Raw genomic sequence first — 16,001 nt, forward strand, 5'->3', positions numbered from 1 at the left:
GCACTCTGCTCACTGTCGGCAATACGTCCTTGCAAAGACCTTTTCAGCTGAGCACAATGGAGTAATGCGGCGACGTCAGAATCGCATTGACGGGCTTGCGCTACCCCTTTTTACCTTATGCAACGCAATGGTGAACTCCGCCATCGGCATGGTGATCAACATCGCTACCTCCAGCTCGCCCCTGGTGAGTGGATGGACCGACAGTTTCGGCCGGATGATGATCATTGCAGCCGCGCTCACCCTACTCAGCGCCCTTCTCGTCATAATCATCGGGCGCAACCAGAGCCCAATTCAGCCAGCCGCTGACATTCCTGCGACAGACCGGACCACCATCGTGTCGGTACGGCAACGCTGGATCCTCGCCTTCGGCGCAGCCACCCTAGCGGCAGGGCTGGCGGCCTGCCTGCGGCTCGCGCCAGGTCTCGGGCGGCGTGAGCAGCTGACTGTGCTGCTTACTCTGGCTGGATTCGCCGTGGTCGCCTGGTTGGTGGCATTGTGGGCGGTGAGGGCCCGCACCAAGACGGACACTCCCACGACAAGCCCAAGCGGGGAGGCGGACATAACGACGAGAGCCCGCGTCCTGCAACGAGTACAGCAGTGGTGGATCACGGACGGCCTACACCGATCGCTCCAGAACGCCGTGCGCCTGGAGGTACAGCTCGACGCCCAACCGGACGCGGTAGAGGCGTACGAGGCAACCGTTGCGACTCCGCTACAGCACCTCGGCGCCCCCGAGCCGCTGCCGGAGGGCACCAGGTTGTCCGAAGTCTACGACCAGAGCAACCGCGTATTGCTGATCGGCAAGCCCGGGTCGGGAAAGACGACGCATCTACTCAAATTGACCGAAGAACTCCTGGAACGGGCCAAGGCTGATGGCAATGTTCCGATACCGGTGGTGCTCCTGCTCTCCCGATGGCGCACGACAGAGCCCGACTTCTGCTCCTGGTCCTGCACGGAGATCGGCGAGCGCTACGGTGTCTCGCCGCGGCAGGTACGACAGGAGCTCGACCAGGGGCGGGTGATCCTACTTCTGGACGGCCTCGACGAAGTCGACAGCGAATACCAGGATGCGTGCGTGGAAGCAATCAACACGTTCGTCAGGGCCCCGGAGTTCGCCCGTACCGGGGTAGTGCTCACCTGTCGTACCGAAGATTACCAACGCGGGCAGAGACTCGCCTTCGACGTAGCGCTCGCTGTGCGACCTCTGACCCGCTCTCAGATCGAACGGGCGCTGCGCAGCGCCGGGCCTGACTTGGACCCGCTACGGCACGCCAGCGATCACGACGACGCCCTGCGGGAACTGCTGACCACCCCCCTTATGCTGGGCGTGGCGACGATCGCGTACAGGGGCGCACCGGCTGCCGTGTTGCCCACTGGCGGCAGCGACACGCAACACCGCGACGTACTCTACCGGCTCTTCCTGCATCGAATGCTCGTCAGGCGACGTAGCCTGCGCAACCTGCGGAACCTGCCCCAGCAGACGGAGTCCCCCTTCACGCCGGCCGAGGCACGGTACGCACTGATCTGGTTGGCCCGGCTGATGAGCCGTCGCAGCGAGACCGTCTTCTACCCGGACTGGCTCACCCCGGCCTGGTTGCCCGGACGAAATCCCCTGTGGCCACTTCCGGAGCGGCGGGGCTTCGTCGCCCGGCTCGCTCGTGTCCTGGGCTGGGACCATACCAGCACCGGGTTGGTGGGTGGCGGCCTCGCCGCGCTGATCGGTGCTCTCGCCACCGCGCCGTTCGGCGCCCTCCTGGGCGGAGCACGAGGCGCACTGCTCACCGCACTGGGTGCCGCAGTGTTCTTCGGCCTCGGCATCGCCGTTACCTTCGGTGTGCTGCTGCAAGTACCCCGGCTGAACCGACTCTTCGTACCCTTCATCGGCCGAGAGGAAGATACCGCCTATGCCACCTCGAACTGGGTCCAGTCGTTCCGCTCGATGGTGACGGGTTTCCTCTTCTGGGCGTCGTTCGGCGCCATCGCGATCGGTACGCCCGTCGCTGTCGGGGCATCCTGGCCAGCAGCGTCACTCATCGCACTGACCCTTGGCATCGGTGGTGGCATCAGCGGCGGAAGCGTTCCGGATTCCAGTAAGCCACCCGCGTCACCAGGGCAGGGGTTGCAAGCCTCCATACGCCGCTTCATCCGGATGATGGTGACACTGCTGGCCATCGTCTTCGTACTGCTGGGCATCGTATTTATCCTGGGCGGCCCCTGGTTTACCGTCGTGGCGGCTCTTCCCATGACCATCGCGCTCATGCTGACGGCCGGGCCCGGTCGTGCGTGGCTGCGCCACCGCGCCGTCACCTTTGGCCTCGCCCGCTCCGGTCTGCTACCCACTCGCCTTCTGGAGTTTCTCTCATACGCCGACGACCGGATCATCATGCAGCGCGTCTTCGGGGGTTATGCGTTCATCCACCGGACCCTACGTGATCACTTGGCGGAGCAGGACCCCGCTGTCGACGCGCCGGTACTGGCCAGGATCGACGGCGTGGACACCCGCTGAGCTCAGACGCTCACCGGTTTTCCGCAGTAACGCTGGGCACCATCGGGGACTTTCCGTGGTACTGCTCGCCACCGCTCTCGCCTGCTCAGTCCGCTGACAAACTGGGGCGCGGGTAGAAACTCCTCTTCGACAACCTACGCAAGCTCAATCCGGCGACTCGAGGGCCTTTAGATCCCCCAGCACGGCGTGCGCCGCAACAACGTCGTCTATCGCGACCGTTACGCCGGTTCCCGGATCGTGTTCAACCTCCGGAACGGCTCAGCCTTCGGCACCCGTGCCGGGGCGGTACGAGCTGGAGCACAGCCGGGCGCGAATTATGCGTCTCGCTCTTCGCCACCATGGTCGACGCCCTGCTGTCGGGCAACCCGGAGCTGCGCCAACAGGCGTACGACTGGGCGGAGAAGAACGCAAAGACCGACAAGGTGACCACGATCCGGGCAACCGGCTCACGGTCGACCTGCGGCCGCGCGGCGGAGCCCGTCCTTCGGGGTTCCGCGTCGAATACGCCACGAGGGCCGCCGGGCTGGGGGAAAATCCGCAGGACGCCAGCACCGCACTCGTCGAAGGGCACCACGATGCAGCAGCGCACCCTCGGACGGCAGGGCCTCACGGTCTCCGCGATCGGTTATGGCGCGATGGGCCTGCACCTCGCCTACGGCCCGAGCGACGAGCAGGAGGGCGTCGCCACCATCCGCCGCGCCTACGAGCTGGGCGTCACCTTCTTCGACACCGCCGAGCTGTACGGCTGGGGCGAGAACGAGAAGGTCGTCGGCCGGGCCGTCAGGGACTTCCGGGACGACGTCGTCATCGCCACCAAGTTCGGCTTCACCCGTGACTACGGCCTCGACAGCCGGCCCGAGCACATCCGCGAGGTGCTCGACAACAGCCTGCGCTTCCTCGGCGTCGATTACATCGACGTGTTCTACCAGCACCGCGTCGACCCGGCCGCGCCGATCGAGGACGTCGCCGGCGCCGTCAAGGAGCTCATCGACGCCGGCAAGGTGAAGTACTTCGGGCTCAGCGAAGCCGGCTCCGAGACCCTCCGCCGGGCCCACGCCGTGCAGCCGGTCTCCGTCCTGCAGACCGAGTACTCCCTGTTCGAACGCGACGCCGAGGAGCTCTTCCCGACCCTGGAGGAACTCGGCATCGGCTTCGTCGCGTACTCGCCGCTGGGCCGCGGCTTCCTCACCGGCACGGTGAAGCCCGCCGCCGAGTACGACGAGACCGACATGCGGCGCACCGACGCACGCTGGCAGCCCGGCAACTACGAGAAGAACCTCGACGCTGTACGCCGGCTCGGCCACCTGGCCGCCACGAAGGGCGCGACGGTCTCCCAACTCGCCCTGGCCTGGCTGCTCGCCAAGGAGGAGTACATCGTGCCGATCCCGGGCACCCGCAGCGTGGAGCGGGTCGAGGAGAACGTCGCCGCCGCCGACCTCACGCTCACCGACGCCGACCTCTTCACCATCGGCACCATCCTGCCCGGCGGCGGGTACGGCGAGCGCTACGGCGCGGGTTCCCTACCCAACTGGATCTGAGTGGCGTTCACGCCGAGCACGCTCAACGTGCGGCTCCTGCCCGACGGGCGGCCCACCGCGGTCTCGGCCGACTGGTTCTGGCGCGAGGTGCTCCCGGCCTGGCCCCGTGCGCGGCGGGCTGTCAGCATGGTGCGGTGAGCGACCGCAGCGAGGAAGATGCCGCCGCAGCCGAGGCCCGCTGCCACACCTGCGGCGCACGGACCGACGAGGAATTCTGCCCGGCCTGCGGGAATTACATCTGGCCGCGCCAGGAGTCAGGCAACCTGGTGGGCTCGTCCGCTGCCGCCACGTGGTACTCCGTAGCAGTCTGGATCTTCGGCGCGGTCGGTTCCGGCGTGCTCGGCAATGCCGCGTACGCGGGACTTCAGCAGTTGATGGGAAACAGGCGTCGAGGAGATTCGCGCGAGCAGGCGGATGCAATCCTGCTGGCGACTCTCGCGGTAATCCTGGAGTGCAAGCGGTCGAACGAGCGACCGCCCGAGCAGGACCGCATCAAGGTCGAGCGCGTCTCGCAACAGGTTCGCGGCGTGTGGATCGTCGAGATGACCGATGGCGAACGCAAGTTCCTGGCCACCGTGCCTCCGGGGGACCTGGAAGACCTCCGCGTCACGCTGTCACGACCCCTGGCCTCCTGAGCGCCTCGGGGCCGCCTGTCCCCCGTGCGAGCTACCCGCAGGTGTCCACCGCGTGGTGACGATTCCCGGCCCGCCGATCCATAGCGTTGCAGAGGACCGCGGCGCTTCGGCCGCGACCTTTCGAAGGAATCGTCATCGTGCGCTTGTTGAAGCAGTTGCTGGCCGTCGTGGCCGTCTCCCTCGTCGGCAGTCAGGCCGTCGCGGCGGTGCAGGGCAACCCCTGGCTCAGCCTGGTCCTCGGGATGGCGACCGCCGTGGCCGCCGTCGCCGTCTACGGCTGGGTGGTGCGGCGCACCGAACGCCGCGAGGTCACGGAGGTGGCCCGGGCCGGGGCCGCCGGCCGGATCGCCCGGGGGGCGCTGATCGGGTACGGCATGTTCGCGGCCGTCATCGTCACCATCGCCGTCCTGGGCGGCTACCACCTCGATGGCCTCGGCTCGGTGACCGGCGCGGTGGGGCTGTTCGGTTTCATGGCCGCCGCCGCCGCGACCGAGGAGCTGATCTTCCGGGGGGTGCTGTTCCGCGTGATCGAGGAGCGCGTGGGCACCTTCATCGCGCTGCTGCTGACCGGCGTGGTGTTCGGCCTGCTGCACCTGGTCAACCCGGACGCCACCCTGTGGGGCGCGACGGCCATCGCGATCGAGGCCGGTTTCATGCTCGCCGCCTGCTACGCCGCCTTCCGCAACCTGTGGGTGCCGATCGGGCTGCACTTCGGCTGGAACTTCGCCGCCGGTGGCATCTTCAGCGTCGCGGTCTCCGGCAACGGCGAGTCGACGGGGCTGCTGGACGCCACGACGTCGGGCCCGGCCCTGCTCAGCGGCGGCGACTTCGGGCCGGAGGGCAGCCTCTTCGCGGTGGCGGCCGGGGTGGCGCTGACCGTGGTGTTCCTGTGGCTGGCGCACCGGCGCGGTAACCTCGTCCCGCGTCGCCGCCGGGTGGCGGAGGTGCCGGCGGCGACCGCTACGGTCTCCTGATGGTCGATCTCCGGAGGCTCCCGGACGCGTGGCGGCGGTGGGACGTCACGGTCCGGGACCTCCCGTTGGCGCTGCTGCTCGTCCTCGCCTCGGTGCTGCCGGCGCTACAGAACCAGGGCACGCAGCTCGGTGACCTGCCGGGGCGGCCCTCCGACGCGTTGACCGTCGTGGCGGTCTCCCTGGAGTGCCTGCCGCTCGCCGTCCGTCGCCGCCGGCCGGCGCTCTGCCTCGCCCTGGTGTCGCTCGGCTTCGCGCTCGACCAGCTCCGCGCCTACCACACGGTCGCGGGTGCCGCGCTGGCCATCGCGCTGGTGAGCGCGGGGGCCCACCTGGCACGCCGGCGGCGTACCACCCTGGTCGTGGGTTCCGCCGCGTACGTGGCGCTGGCCGTCGCCCTGGACCGGCAGGGTTCGCCCGAGGGCGTGACCGGGTTCGTCACGTTCTACCTGGCGCTGGCCCTCGCCTGGGGTATCGGGGCCTGGCTGCGGCAGTCCCGGGCCGCCGAGGCCGAGCGCCGCCACCACGTCGCCCTGGCCGCCCGCGCCGCCGAGCGCACCCGCATCGCCCGCGAGCTGCACGACGTGGTAACCCACCACGTGACGGCGATGGTCGTGCAGGCCGAGGCGGCGCGCTACCTGACCGCCGCCCCCGACCGCCTCGACACGACGCTGGGCACCATCACGGACACCGGCCGGCGGGCGATCACCGACCTGCGGCACCTGCTCGACCTGCTCAATCCCGACCACGGTACCGACCCGCGCACGCCGCCCGTCGGCGAGCTGGACGCCCTGGTGGAGCAGACCCGGCGGGCCGGGCAGCCGGTGGAGTTCACGCAGGAGGGCAGCCCGGCGGAGACGACCGGCGGCGCGGAGGTCGTGGCCTACCGGGTCGTGCAGGAGGCGCTGACCAACGCCCTCAAGCACGCCCACGGCAGCCGCACCGCCGTACACGTGCGGCACGACGAAAGGGAGATCACTGTGGAGGTCGGCACCGACGGCTCGGGCGCTTCCGCCGGGGCCCCCGGGGGGAGCGGGCGCGGCCTGGCGGGGCTGCGCGAGCGCGTCGCCGTGCTCGGCGGCGAGTTCAGCGCGGGGGCGCGGGCGGGCGGCGGCTTCGTCGTACGGGCCCGCATCCCCACCGGGAGCGCGTCGTGACCGCGCCGGTGCGGGTGCTGGTCTGCGACGACCAGGCGCTGATCCGCACCGGCTTCGCCACGATCATCGACGCCCAGCCGGACCTCGAGATCGTGGGCGAGTGCGGGGACGGCCGCGCCGCCGTCGACCTCGCCGGCCGGCTGCGCCCGGACGTGGTCGTGATGGACGTACGGATGCCGGTGCTCGACGGCATCCAGGCCACCCGCCTGCTGGCCGGCGTCGGGGTGGCCCACCCGGTCAGGGTGCTCGTGGTGACGACGTTCAACCTCGACGAGTACGTCTACGAGGCGCTGCGCGCGGGGGCGAGCGGGTTCCTGCTCAAGGACGCCCCACCGGCGCAACTGCTGCACGGCATCCGCACCGTCGCCTCGGGTGCCGCGCTGCTGGCCCCCGAGGTGACCCGGCAGCTCGTCGGCCGGTACGCGGCGCGCATCCGCCCCGCCGAGGGCACGCCTCTCGACGCCGGCCTGACCCCGCGCGAGCTGGAGGTGCTGCGCCTGATCGCCGACGGCCTCTCCAACGGCGAGATCGCGGCCCGGCTGGTGATCAGCCAGGAGACCGTCAAGACGTACGTGTCGCGCATCCTGACCAAGCTCGGCCTGCGCGACCGGGTGCAGGCGGTGGTGTACGCGTACCGGGCGGGCCTGGTGACCTGAGGGGACGGTCCGCCGCCCCCACGTGGGCGATGGCGAGCCAAGTGCTTGACCGCTCAACTTTCTCGATGGTAATTTCGACGCGTATTGATTGGTATCAATCAAATTCGCTCGGAAGGAAGAGCCGTGCCGCTGAAAGCCATCGCCGTTGCCGCAACCACGGCGGCCATCCTGGCCGCCGCCTCCCCCGCGTCGGCGACGCCCGCCTCCCCGACGGACGAAGCCTGGCCGCCCGGGAACTGCCAGCCGGGCACGTTCTGCGTCTGGCCGAACTGGGCTCCGGTGAACACCGGCCCCACGGAGACCCCGTCCCTGGTTACCATCACCAACTGGTCCGGGAACGTTCCGGCGAAGACCTACTACAACTACACGTCCCAGAACTTCGACGTCACCTGGAACTACACCTTCCCCGACGGGGAGGTGAGGGAGAGCACGTCCTGCGTCTCCCGCGGCGGAAACATCTTCTACCTTCCGGTGCGAGTGACGAAGGTGAGCGCGCACCAGGGCGGCTGCTGACACGTCAGCCGCATACGAAGCAGTCCGATACTCGCCTCGCCGGAAAGAGCAACGGTCGCCCGCCGCCGGTTTCCCCGGCCGACCCCGAAGCCCTCGCGCAGTCGACCGCACGTCGCGTCACGGTGGCAGGATGCACGCATGGACAGCGACGCAGCGATCGACGTGAGCGCCCTGGCGATCAACGTCACGATCCCCGAGGAACTGCGCTGGACCGACGTCCGACGCGGCGAGGAGTTCACGCTGAGCACGCTCAACGTGCGGCTCCTGCCCGACGGGCGGCTCGCGGCGAAAGCGTACGGCCGGCCGACCGCCGGCGGGCGGGGCACGTACGTCTCGTTCCCCGTGCCCGACCGGCCCGAACTGGCCGCCCTCGTCGACGGGGCCGCCCGGCGCGCCGGCGCGCTCTGGGCGGCCCACCGCGGCCTCGGCTGAGCGGTTCCAGGCGCGACTGACGGCCCCTTGTCGGGCTCGCCCCGTGTCACCACCAGCGCCGGGGCCCTCGGATTCCCCGGCCTGGGAGGACGCCCTGATCGCGGTCGGCGAGGCGCCGCCCCGCGCGCCACTGTCCGGAGTGGACGATACGTGCGTGTCATCCCGGTCGGAGCCGTAATCCCCGCAGGGGAAACTTCTGTTAACAGTCGGCCATTGCAATTCCCCATCCCCGCTCGGATACTTGCTTAAACCATTGATGTCGACGAATGGATGAACGCGTGATTCATCATCGCCGTGACCGTCGGGCCCTGGTGGCAGGATCCGCAGCCGCCTTCCTCGCACTGAGCCTGCTGCTGTGGCCGCCGCCCGCCGGGGCGACGACTCAGCCGGAACGCGCCACCTCGGGCCTGTCGCCGGTCGCCGCAGCGACGGCGCCGTCGCAGTCCGCCGCACCGAGCAGCAGCCCGTCGAGCTATCCGAGCGGAGGCCCGGCCGACGGCGCCGAGTTCCAGTTGGCGAACGGGAAGTCCAATCTGTGCCTCACGATCTACAACGCCCAGAACTACGACGGCGCCCCCGTCGTCAACTGGACGTGTGACGCCAAAGGCAAGGAACAGTACTGGCACTGGAACAACGGGAATCTGGTGAACTCCCTCAACCAGAAGTGCCTCGACGTCTTCCAAGCCCAGACCCAGCCCGGAGCCAGCGTCTACGTCTGGGACTGCGCGGGCCAACCGAATCAGCAGTGGACGTACGACAGCCAGCAGCGACTGGTGGGCGTGCAGAGCGGTAACTGCCTCAGCGTCGTCAGCAACAACCCGAATCAGGGAGCGCTCGTCGTCATCGACAAGTGCGACGACAGAACCGGGGAGATCTGGATTCAACAGTGATCCCGGATCCACACTGAGCCGTACCCCCGGCGGGAGCGCGCCCGGTAGGTGCCGGGCCGGGCCCGCTCCCGCCGCACCACCCACGTACGTTCCGCGACGGCAACCCTCCACGGACCGTCCCGGCGGGCCGACACGGCTGCGCCCGCCCGAACCGGTCGCCGACACGCACCGCGACCTCGTCGAGGACGGCCCGCCACCCCGACCGGCCCTACGCTGTGGCACTCGGTACGGCAAGGAGAACCGATGCCACAGGCAACAACGACCCGGGACAGGCTTGCCCGCCGCCACCGGCTGCTCGACGGGATCCGATACCGCTTCCGGGTCCAGGGGAAACCCCGAATCGCGGTGGCCCTGGGGGCAGCACTGACCGTGGCGGTCGCGCTGGGGGCCTGCGGTGGCTTCCTCGCCTGGCAGGGCGCGGCGCCTCTGCCCCGGAATGTCGAGGCGCTCCGGTTGGTCGATCCCGCGCTGCCGCCCGGAGCGTCGGCGCAGCCGCAACGATGGGATTTCACCTTCGACCAGAACCCGGAGTACCTCGATCCGCGCTGGTTCTACCTGCTCGCGGGGACGGACGAGTATCGGACCGGAGAGGTCTTCTTCCAGATCGAGTATTCGAACGAGCAGCCCCGCCAGGAGATGGTCAGGGCCGCCGGCAAGCGCCTGCGGGCGGCTGGTTGGCGTCTGGACCACAGCGACCTGAGGGGATGCTGCCCGGAGGTGACGGCCACCAAGCGCGAGTGGCTGATCGAGGTCTTCTCGGAGGGTGACCTCGACGCGTCCCGCCACGGGCTCCACGTCGCGCTCACCCGCACGGCACCCGCTTCCGTGCTTCCGCTGACCACGCTCGGGCTCGTCGTCGGCGGGCTGCTCGGCTGGCTGCTGGCCGCCGGGGCACTCCGGCGGGCGTACCGGCTGCACCCCACCCGACGAGCAGTCTTCGCATCGCTGTGCGGGGGTGGCCTTCTCGCGGTGCTGCCCGCGACCCTGCTCAGCGGCTTGGCGATCCTCGGTACCTACCTCGACCCGGCCGCTCCGACCCCGGGTTGGCTCGGGTACACCGTCTTGGGGTTCCGACCGCTCGCCTACCTCGGCGGGTCCGCCGTCGCCGTCGGACTGCTCCTGGCGGCGGCCTCGACGCGGGGGCACCGTCGCGCACCGCGTCCGCCGTTCAGTTGACCTCGTACGACGATCGGCTTCATCCATGTGCGCCGGTCCTCACCGGGCGGCTAGGAAGGACGAATGGCCAACGAGGTGACCGTTCCGCTGCTGCCCTGCGCGTCCATCGACGACATGGTCGCGTTCTACGCGGTGCTCGGCTTCCACACCACGCATCGGCAACGCAAGCCCAATCCCTACGTGGCACTGCGGCGCGAGGACCTGCACCTGCACTTCTTCGAGCTGCCGGAGTTCGACCCGCAGCAGTCCTACGGCTCGTGCCTGGTGCTGACGCCGGACACGGGCGAGCTGTACCGGGCGTTCGCGGCGGGCATGCGGGCCGCCTACGGCAAGGTGCTGATCTCGGGCACGCCGCGCATGACCCGGCCCCGGGCGCGGAGGAACTCCGACGGGCTCAGCGGGTTCAGCGTCATCGACCCGGGAGGCAACTGGATCCGCGTGGTGCAGAGCGCGGCAGTCGGCCCGGCCCCTACGCCCGCGCCGGTCGGACGGCTCGCCAAAGCCCTCGCCAACGCCGTCGTGCAGGGGGATTCCCGGGGTGACCTCGCGCAGGCGGCCCGGATCCTGGACAGCGCCCTTGCCCGCGCCGAGGCCGGCGACGACCCGGCCGCGCTGGTGGAGGCCCTCGCCTACCGGGCCGAGGTGGCGGTGGCGCTGCACGACCCGGCGACGGCGGCGGAGATGCTGGCCCGCGTCGACCGCGTCGCGCTGAGCACGGGCGACGCCGAGCGGGCGTCGGCGGCGCTGCGGAACGCGGCCGACGTCGCGGCGGCCCTGGCGTAGACGCTCCGGCCGGCAGCCACCGCCGCGTCGTGATCGCGGTCCACACGGCTACCCGTGATCGTCGGTGGCTGCCGGCAGCCCACCCGTTCGGGGAAAGTGTGGCCTCGTCGCGGCGTGGCGGCCCCTCGTCCGGGGAACGAGCACGATCTTGCGCGCCCGCCCCGATCCTGCGGCCCCTGCGCGGCGCCCCGGCACCGGCCGCCGACAGCGGCACCACTCGTCTAGACGGCTGTGGCCGTGACCGGCCAGGCTCCCCGGCCCAACAGATCGAGAACGAGTGCTGCGATGTTCCACGCGTCGTCCTCGCCGCGGTGATGTCGCCCCTCGAGCGGCAGCCCGGCGAGCTGTAGAGCGTGGTCCATGCCGGGTTTCTTGCGCAACCCGTACGCCGCGGCGAACACGGCCTTGGCGTTGGTGTGGGTGCGCTCCGTGGGATAGCCGAACGGATAGGCCACGCCGTCGGCCTGACTCTGCCGAGCAAACTGCCGACGGTCGTACTCGCCCCAGCTCGCCCAGGGGCGTTCCCCGGCCCCATGCTCCTCAACGAGCATCCGGCCCGCCTCGGCGAAGGTGACGCCCCGTTCCACCTCGGCTTGCGTCAGGCCGGTCAGTTCAGTGCAGAACCTGCTCACCATCGACCGGGCGGGGCGGACCACGATCCGGTGCCGGGACACGCGGCGGCGCGCCGCCACGTCCACGACGGTGAGGCCGATCTCGATGATCTCGTGCACGGAGCCGGGTGGTGGTTGTCCGTTCCAGCAGGTGGCTTCCACATCGATGACGTTCAGGAGGGCGGGGCGCACCGGTCGCCGTCGAGTCGGTCCAGGTGGTACAGAAGTGCGCGGATCTCCTCGGCTGCCGGGGAACCCAGCCCGTCCCGGCGGCTCACCCCGCCCAACAGGTCCCGCAGTTGCCGCCGCGCCTCGGCCACCTCGCCCACCCCGGCGGCGAGCACGGCGATGAGCTGCCGGGCCCGCCGCGTCGGTCTGCGGCGTCAGCGCCCGGTGAAGCGACCGGTGACGTCAACGCCGGTCGGCAGCATCTCTGCCAGGTCGACCGGCGTCGCGGCGCGTACCACCTCGGTGCCGACGCCGAAGCTGGCCGGCATCCGCCAGGTCCGCCAGAACCGCAGCGGCACCCCGGCCTCCCGCTTGTGTCGCTTGAGGTCTGCCTCGGCCGCGATCACGTCGGCGTGCCGGCCCTGCAGCACCTGCACCGCGACGGCGCCGGCGGCGAGGTGGGTGCGGACCCGGCGGTCGCCGCCGACGCCGAACTTCAGCACGCCCCGGTGCCGCACCAGGTAGAGCAGGTAGGGCGTGTCCCGCAGGGCCTCGAACGACCTGCCGCCCGGGCCGGGCGCGCACGAGGCGCAGCGGCCGGAGCCCAGCTTCTGCACCGTCCCGCACGCGTCGTGCACGCCCCAGGTGCCGTGGGACGCGGCCTGGCGGCGTTCGCCGTACCAGGGAAGCCCGTGCACGTCCCCGGCGAGCACGGTCCACCCCTCGCGGTCGTGGCGCGCGAGCGCGGCGGTCAACGCGTGGGCCGCGACGAACTCGGCCGCGACGCGCACCGGCACGGGCTCGTCCGGGGCCAGGGCGGCGAACGCGCGTACCTCGCCGGCCAGCGCTGGATCGGCCGGCAGGCCCGCCAGCAGCCGTTCCCCCGCAGCGAGGGCCAGCCCCGCCGAGCGGTCGTCGAGGCAGACGTGGCACCGGGTCCGCCAGGACGCCCGGCAGACCCGGAGCGTGGCGCAGCGGCGACACCGGTGGATGACGACCCCGCTGCCCGCAGGCGCGAGGCCGGTCGGCTCCACCTGCCGGGCGGCGAGGTCGGCGCACGGTGGGCAGTGCACGAACCAGGCGGTGTCCCTTCCCCGGCACGCAGAGCCCGCCCGCCCCCGGACGGGCTGACCGCAGTTGACGCAGGGACGCTGTTCGTCCATTGTGCCTCGTCTCCCGGACGGGTAGGGGTAACCGACGGTGCCCGGGGCATCCGGATGCCGGGTGGGGTGTTCGCCGCCCGGCGAACGGCGGTAACCTTGCGGCCCATCATGCCCGCATCGCGATCCCGCGTGGGCCCGAGATCGCCGATGGTATGGAGGATGCCGGAATGTCCACCGGGGAATCTTTCGCGGTGCGCCACGACACGGCCCCTCGGCCGAACTTCGAGCAGGCGCGGCGCGGCTACGACAAGCGGCAGGTCGACCAGTACGTCGAGCACGTCGTCGCCAGCATGTCGACGCTGGCGGGCGAGCGGGACCGGGCGCAGCACCAGTTGCGCAACCTGACGTTGCAGTTCCAGCAGCTCCAGGCGGAGGTGACCGAGCTGCGCCAGCGCCCGCCGGCGCAGGTGGACCGGGCGTCGTTCCGGGACCTGGGGCCGATGGTGGACCAGATCCTCGCGCTGGCCGAGAAGCAGGCGGCGGCGATCGCCGAGACCGCCGCGCAGCAGGCCGGCGAGTTGCAGGCCGAGGCGGAGCGGCTGCTGGTGCAGTCGCGCGACCACGCGGCGCAGGCGCTCCAGGACCTGGAGGCGGAGCTGTCGGCGCGCCGCGCCGAGCACGAGAAGACGTACGAGGAGCGCCGCGCGGCGGCCGAGGCGCAGCTCGCCGACATCCAGGAGCTGGTGGAGCAGCTCCGGGTGGAGGGCGAGGCCGCGCACGAGCACGCCCAGCAGGAGGCGAAGCGGATCAACGAGCTGACCGCCCAGCAGGTGGAGCAGGCGCGGGCGGCGGCCGAGGCGTTGACCAAGGCGGCGCGGACGCAGATCCAGCAGGAGGTTCAGGCGGCGCGCGCACAGAGCCAGCAGGAGCTGACCCAGTGGCGGGTCAACGTGGAGCGCGAGATCAACGAGCGGCGGGCCGCCGCCGAGCAGGAGCTGGCCGAGTACCGGGCGGCGGCCGAGCGGGACGTGGCCGGCCAGTTGACCGCCGCCGAGCAGAAAATCGCGACGCTGATCGCCGAGGCGCAGCAGTACTCGACCGAGGTGCGCAAGCGCGCCGACGAGCAGGCCGAGGCGCACCAGGAGCAGCTCACGGCCGTCCAGCAGGAGGTCGGCGGCCAGCGGCAGGCGCTGGCGCAGTTGCACGGGGAGCTGGAGACCGCCCAGCAGCAGCTCGCCCAGATCCGTCAGGACGGCGCCACGGTGGAGCGCGAGTTCACCCAGTTGCAGCAGAGCCTCGCCGAGGTCCGGCAGGAGCTGGCGGTCGAGGCGAACCGCCTGGAGGAGGCGCGTACGGCGGCCGACCAGGCCGAGCGGCACGCCAAGGACGTGCGGGCCCGGGTGCAGCGGGAGGCGAAGCGGGTCGCGGATCTGGCCGCCGCCGCGGTGATGGCCGCCGCGGCGGGCGGGTCGGAGACCGCCGAGTTCCCGACGGTGGCGGCCCGCCAGGAGGCCGACCGCCCGGCCCCGCAGCACCGCGACCACCCGGAGGAGTTCCCCGTTCCCTCCCCCGCCCACGCTCCCGCCTCCTGACCCCCGCCCCACTCTTTTCCTCCCTCACCCCGCTCCGAGATCCGGGCAACTTCACCGAAGATGCCGGGTCGCGGCGCGACGGGGCAGCATCTTCACCGAAGTTGCGCGGCTCTCGGAGCGGAGTGGGGTGGGATGGGGTGGGGTGGGTGGGACGGGGGTTATCTGGTCAGGGGGGCGAGCTTCGGGTCGTCGGCGTACGCCTCGGCGGCGTTGGCCTTGGTGACGGCGACCGGCGGGAGCAGGTACGTGTCGACGACCTTGCTGCCGTTGTCGTAGGACTTGGTGTCGTTCACCTCGGGGGTCTGTCCGGCCTGGAGGGCCTTGACCATGGCGATGGTCTGCCGGACCAGGTTCCGGGTGTCCTTGTTGATCGTCATGTACTGCTCGCCGGCCATGATGGAGCGGACCGACTCGACCTCGGAGTCCTGGCCGGTGACGACCGGGATCTTCTTGCCGGCGCCCTTGACCGAGGTGATGATCGCGCGGGCCAGGGTGTCGTTCGGGGAGAGGACGCCGTCGAGCTCCCGGTTGCCGTAGGTCGAGGTCAGGAGCTGGTCCATGCGGGCCTGCGCGCCCTCGGCCTTCCAGCCCTGGATGGCGGTCTGCTTCACGTCGGTCTGCTTCGAGGCGACGACGACGGTGCCCTTGTCGATCTCCGGCTTGAGCACGTCCATCGCCCCGTTGAAGAAGACGCCGGCGTTGTTGTCGTCGGGTGAGCCGGAGAAGAGCTCGATGTGGTACGGGCCGTTTGGCTTCCTGGCCTTCAGGCCGTCCAGCAGGGCCCGGCCCTGGAGCTGGCCGACCTTGAAGTTGTCGAAGGCGACGTAGTAGTCGAGGTCCGGGGTGTTGGTGATGAGCCGGTCGTAGGCGATGACCTTCGCGCCGGCCTGGTGCGCGGCGGCGACCTGGGTGGAGAGCTGCGCGGCGTCGGTCGCGCCGATGACGATGACCTTGGCGCCCTTGGTGATCATGGCGGTGATCTGCGCCTGCTGGTCGGCGACCGTGGTCGACGCGCCCGCGTACTGCACGTCGCTGGCGAAGCCGGCCTCGGTGAGGCCGTTGGTGAACAGGTCTCCGGCGAGGACCCAGTTCTCCGAGGTCTTGGCCGGCAATGCCACGCCGATCAGGGCGTTGGCCGCGAAGCCCTTGGCGTTGCCGTCCGAGCCGCCGGGCTCCTCCTCGCGGCCGGAGCCGCAGGCGGTCAGCGCCAGCGCCGCGATGACGCCGACGGCCACCGACTTGCCGAGAAAGTTGCGCATGAGCGGTAGTG

Annotated in this window: 17 protein-coding genes; 13 read left to right on the forward strand and 4 right to left on the reverse strand. The window is 70.7% G+C overall.

From position 1 onward, the window contains the following. Window positions 1-64: 64 nt before the first annotated feature. From LPU43_RS18415 to LPU43_RS18470, 12 genes are all read left to right on the forward strand, one after another. Window positions 65-2,506: an NACHT domain-containing protein gene (locus LPU43_RS18415; RefSeq protein WP_229401684.1), complete on the forward strand. Its 2,442-nt coding sequence runs from the start codon at window positions 65-67 to the stop codon at window positions 2,504-2,506. A 338-nt stretch (window positions 2,507-2,844) separates the two neighbouring features. Continuing rightward, window positions 2,845-4,044, forward strand: a complete 1,200-nt coding sequence (locus LPU43_RS18420; RefSeq protein ID WP_229401685.1) for an aldo/keto reductase — start codon at window positions 2,845-2,847, stop codon at window positions 4,042-4,044. Continuing rightward, window positions 4,045-4,182, forward strand: coding sequence for a hypothetical protein (locus LPU43_RS18425; protein WP_229401686.1), 138 nt, complete (start codon window positions 4,045-4,047; stop codon window positions 4,180-4,182). Next, a complete protein-coding gene (locus LPU43_RS18430) occupies window positions 4,179-4,679 on the forward strand; it encodes an NOB1 family endonuclease (RefSeq protein WP_229401687.1) in 501 nt (166 codons plus the stop codon). The genes LPU43_RS18425 and LPU43_RS18430 overlap by 4 nt, the downstream gene beginning before the upstream one ends. A gap of 137 nt (window positions 4,680-4,816) precedes the next feature. Continuing rightward, on the forward strand, window positions 4,817-5,653 hold the full coding sequence (locus LPU43_RS18435) for a CPBP family intramembrane glutamic endopeptidase (RefSeq protein WP_229401688.1): 837 nt from the start codon (window positions 4,817-4,819) through the stop codon (window positions 5,651-5,653). Beyond that, the gene (locus LPU43_RS18440) at window positions 5,653-6,807 is read left to right on the forward strand and encodes a sensor histidine kinase (RefSeq protein ID WP_229401689.1); all 1,155 of its coding nucleotides are present in this window, start codon (window positions 5,653-5,655) and stop codon (window positions 6,805-6,807) included. Before LPU43_RS18435 ends, LPU43_RS18440 begins: the two co-directional genes overlap by 1 nt. After that, a complete protein-coding gene (locus tag LPU43_RS18445) occupies window positions 6,804-7,463 on the forward strand; it encodes a response regulator (protein WP_229401690.1) in 660 nt (219 codons plus the stop codon). Before LPU43_RS18440 ends, LPU43_RS18445 begins: the two co-directional genes overlap by 4 nt. Before the next feature lie 123 nt (window positions 7,464-7,586). Beyond that, window positions 7,587-7,976, forward strand: coding sequence for a hypothetical protein (locus LPU43_RS18450; RefSeq protein WP_229401691.1), 390 nt, complete (start codon window positions 7,587-7,589; stop codon window positions 7,974-7,976). 138 nt (window positions 7,977-8,114) lie between these two features. After that, on the forward strand, window positions 8,115-8,408 hold the full coding sequence (locus LPU43_RS18455) for a hypothetical protein (RefSeq protein ID WP_229401692.1): 294 nt from the start codon (window positions 8,115-8,117) through the stop codon (window positions 8,406-8,408). Window positions 8,409-8,674: 266 nt separating this feature from the next. Then, on the forward strand, window positions 8,675-9,298 hold the full coding sequence (locus LPU43_RS18460) for an RICIN domain-containing protein (RefSeq protein ID WP_229401693.1): 624 nt from the start codon (window positions 8,675-8,677) through the stop codon (window positions 9,296-9,298). 243 nt (window positions 9,299-9,541) lie between these two features. Continuing rightward, window positions 9,542-10,474, forward strand: a complete 933-nt coding sequence (locus tag LPU43_RS18465; RefSeq protein ID WP_229401694.1) for a hypothetical protein — start codon at window positions 9,542-9,544, stop codon at window positions 10,472-10,474. 63 nt (window positions 10,475-10,537) lie between these two features. Then, window positions 10,538-11,257, forward strand: coding sequence for a DUF8817 family protein (locus tag LPU43_RS18470; RefSeq protein WP_229401695.1), 720 nt, complete (start codon window positions 10,538-10,540; stop codon window positions 11,255-11,257). A gap of 221 nt (window positions 11,258-11,478) precedes the next feature. Here the strand turns inward: LPU43_RS18470 and LPU43_RS18475 are convergent, their stop codons facing one another. The 3 genes from LPU43_RS18475 to LPU43_RS18485 are packed head-to-tail and all read right to left on the reverse strand — an operon-like array spanning window position 11,479 to window position 13,109. After that, window positions 11,479-12,060 (reverse strand): 3'-5' exonuclease, encoded by a 582-nt coding sequence (locus LPU43_RS18475; protein ID WP_255686296.1) that lies wholly within the window; start codon window positions 12,058-12,060, stop codon window positions 11,479-11,481. Then, window positions 12,042-12,212 (reverse strand): hypothetical protein, encoded by a 171-nt coding sequence (locus LPU43_RS18480; protein WP_229401697.1) that lies wholly within the window; start codon window positions 12,210-12,212, stop codon window positions 12,042-12,044. Before LPU43_RS18480 ends, LPU43_RS18475 begins: the two co-directional genes overlap by 19 nt. Window positions 12,213-12,251: 39 nt before the next feature. Further along, complete coding sequence (locus LPU43_RS18485; RefSeq protein ID WP_229401698.1) at window positions 12,252-13,109, reverse strand: hypothetical protein; 858 nt, start codon at window positions 13,107-13,109, stop codon at window positions 12,252-12,254. Window positions 13,110-13,366: 257 nt separating this feature from the next. Between LPU43_RS18485 and LPU43_RS18490 the strand changes: the two genes are divergently transcribed. Then, a complete protein-coding gene (locus LPU43_RS18490) occupies window positions 13,367-14,731 on the forward strand; it encodes a coiled-coil domain-containing protein (RefSeq protein WP_229401699.1) in 1,365 nt (454 codons plus the stop codon). 158 nt (window positions 14,732-14,889) lie between these two features. Here LPU43_RS18490 and LPU43_RS18495 read toward each other — a convergent pair whose 3' ends face one another. Beyond that, window positions 14,890-15,990 (reverse strand): substrate-binding domain-containing protein, encoded by a 1,101-nt coding sequence (locus tag LPU43_RS18495; protein ID WP_229401700.1) that lies wholly within the window; start codon window positions 15,988-15,990, stop codon window positions 14,890-14,892. Window positions 15,991-16,001 lie beyond the last annotated feature (11 nt).

Source organism: Micromonospora okii (assembly GCF_020884795.1).
Lineage (GTDB): Bacteria > Actinomycetota > Actinomycetes > Mycobacteriales > Micromonosporaceae > Micromonospora > Micromonospora okii.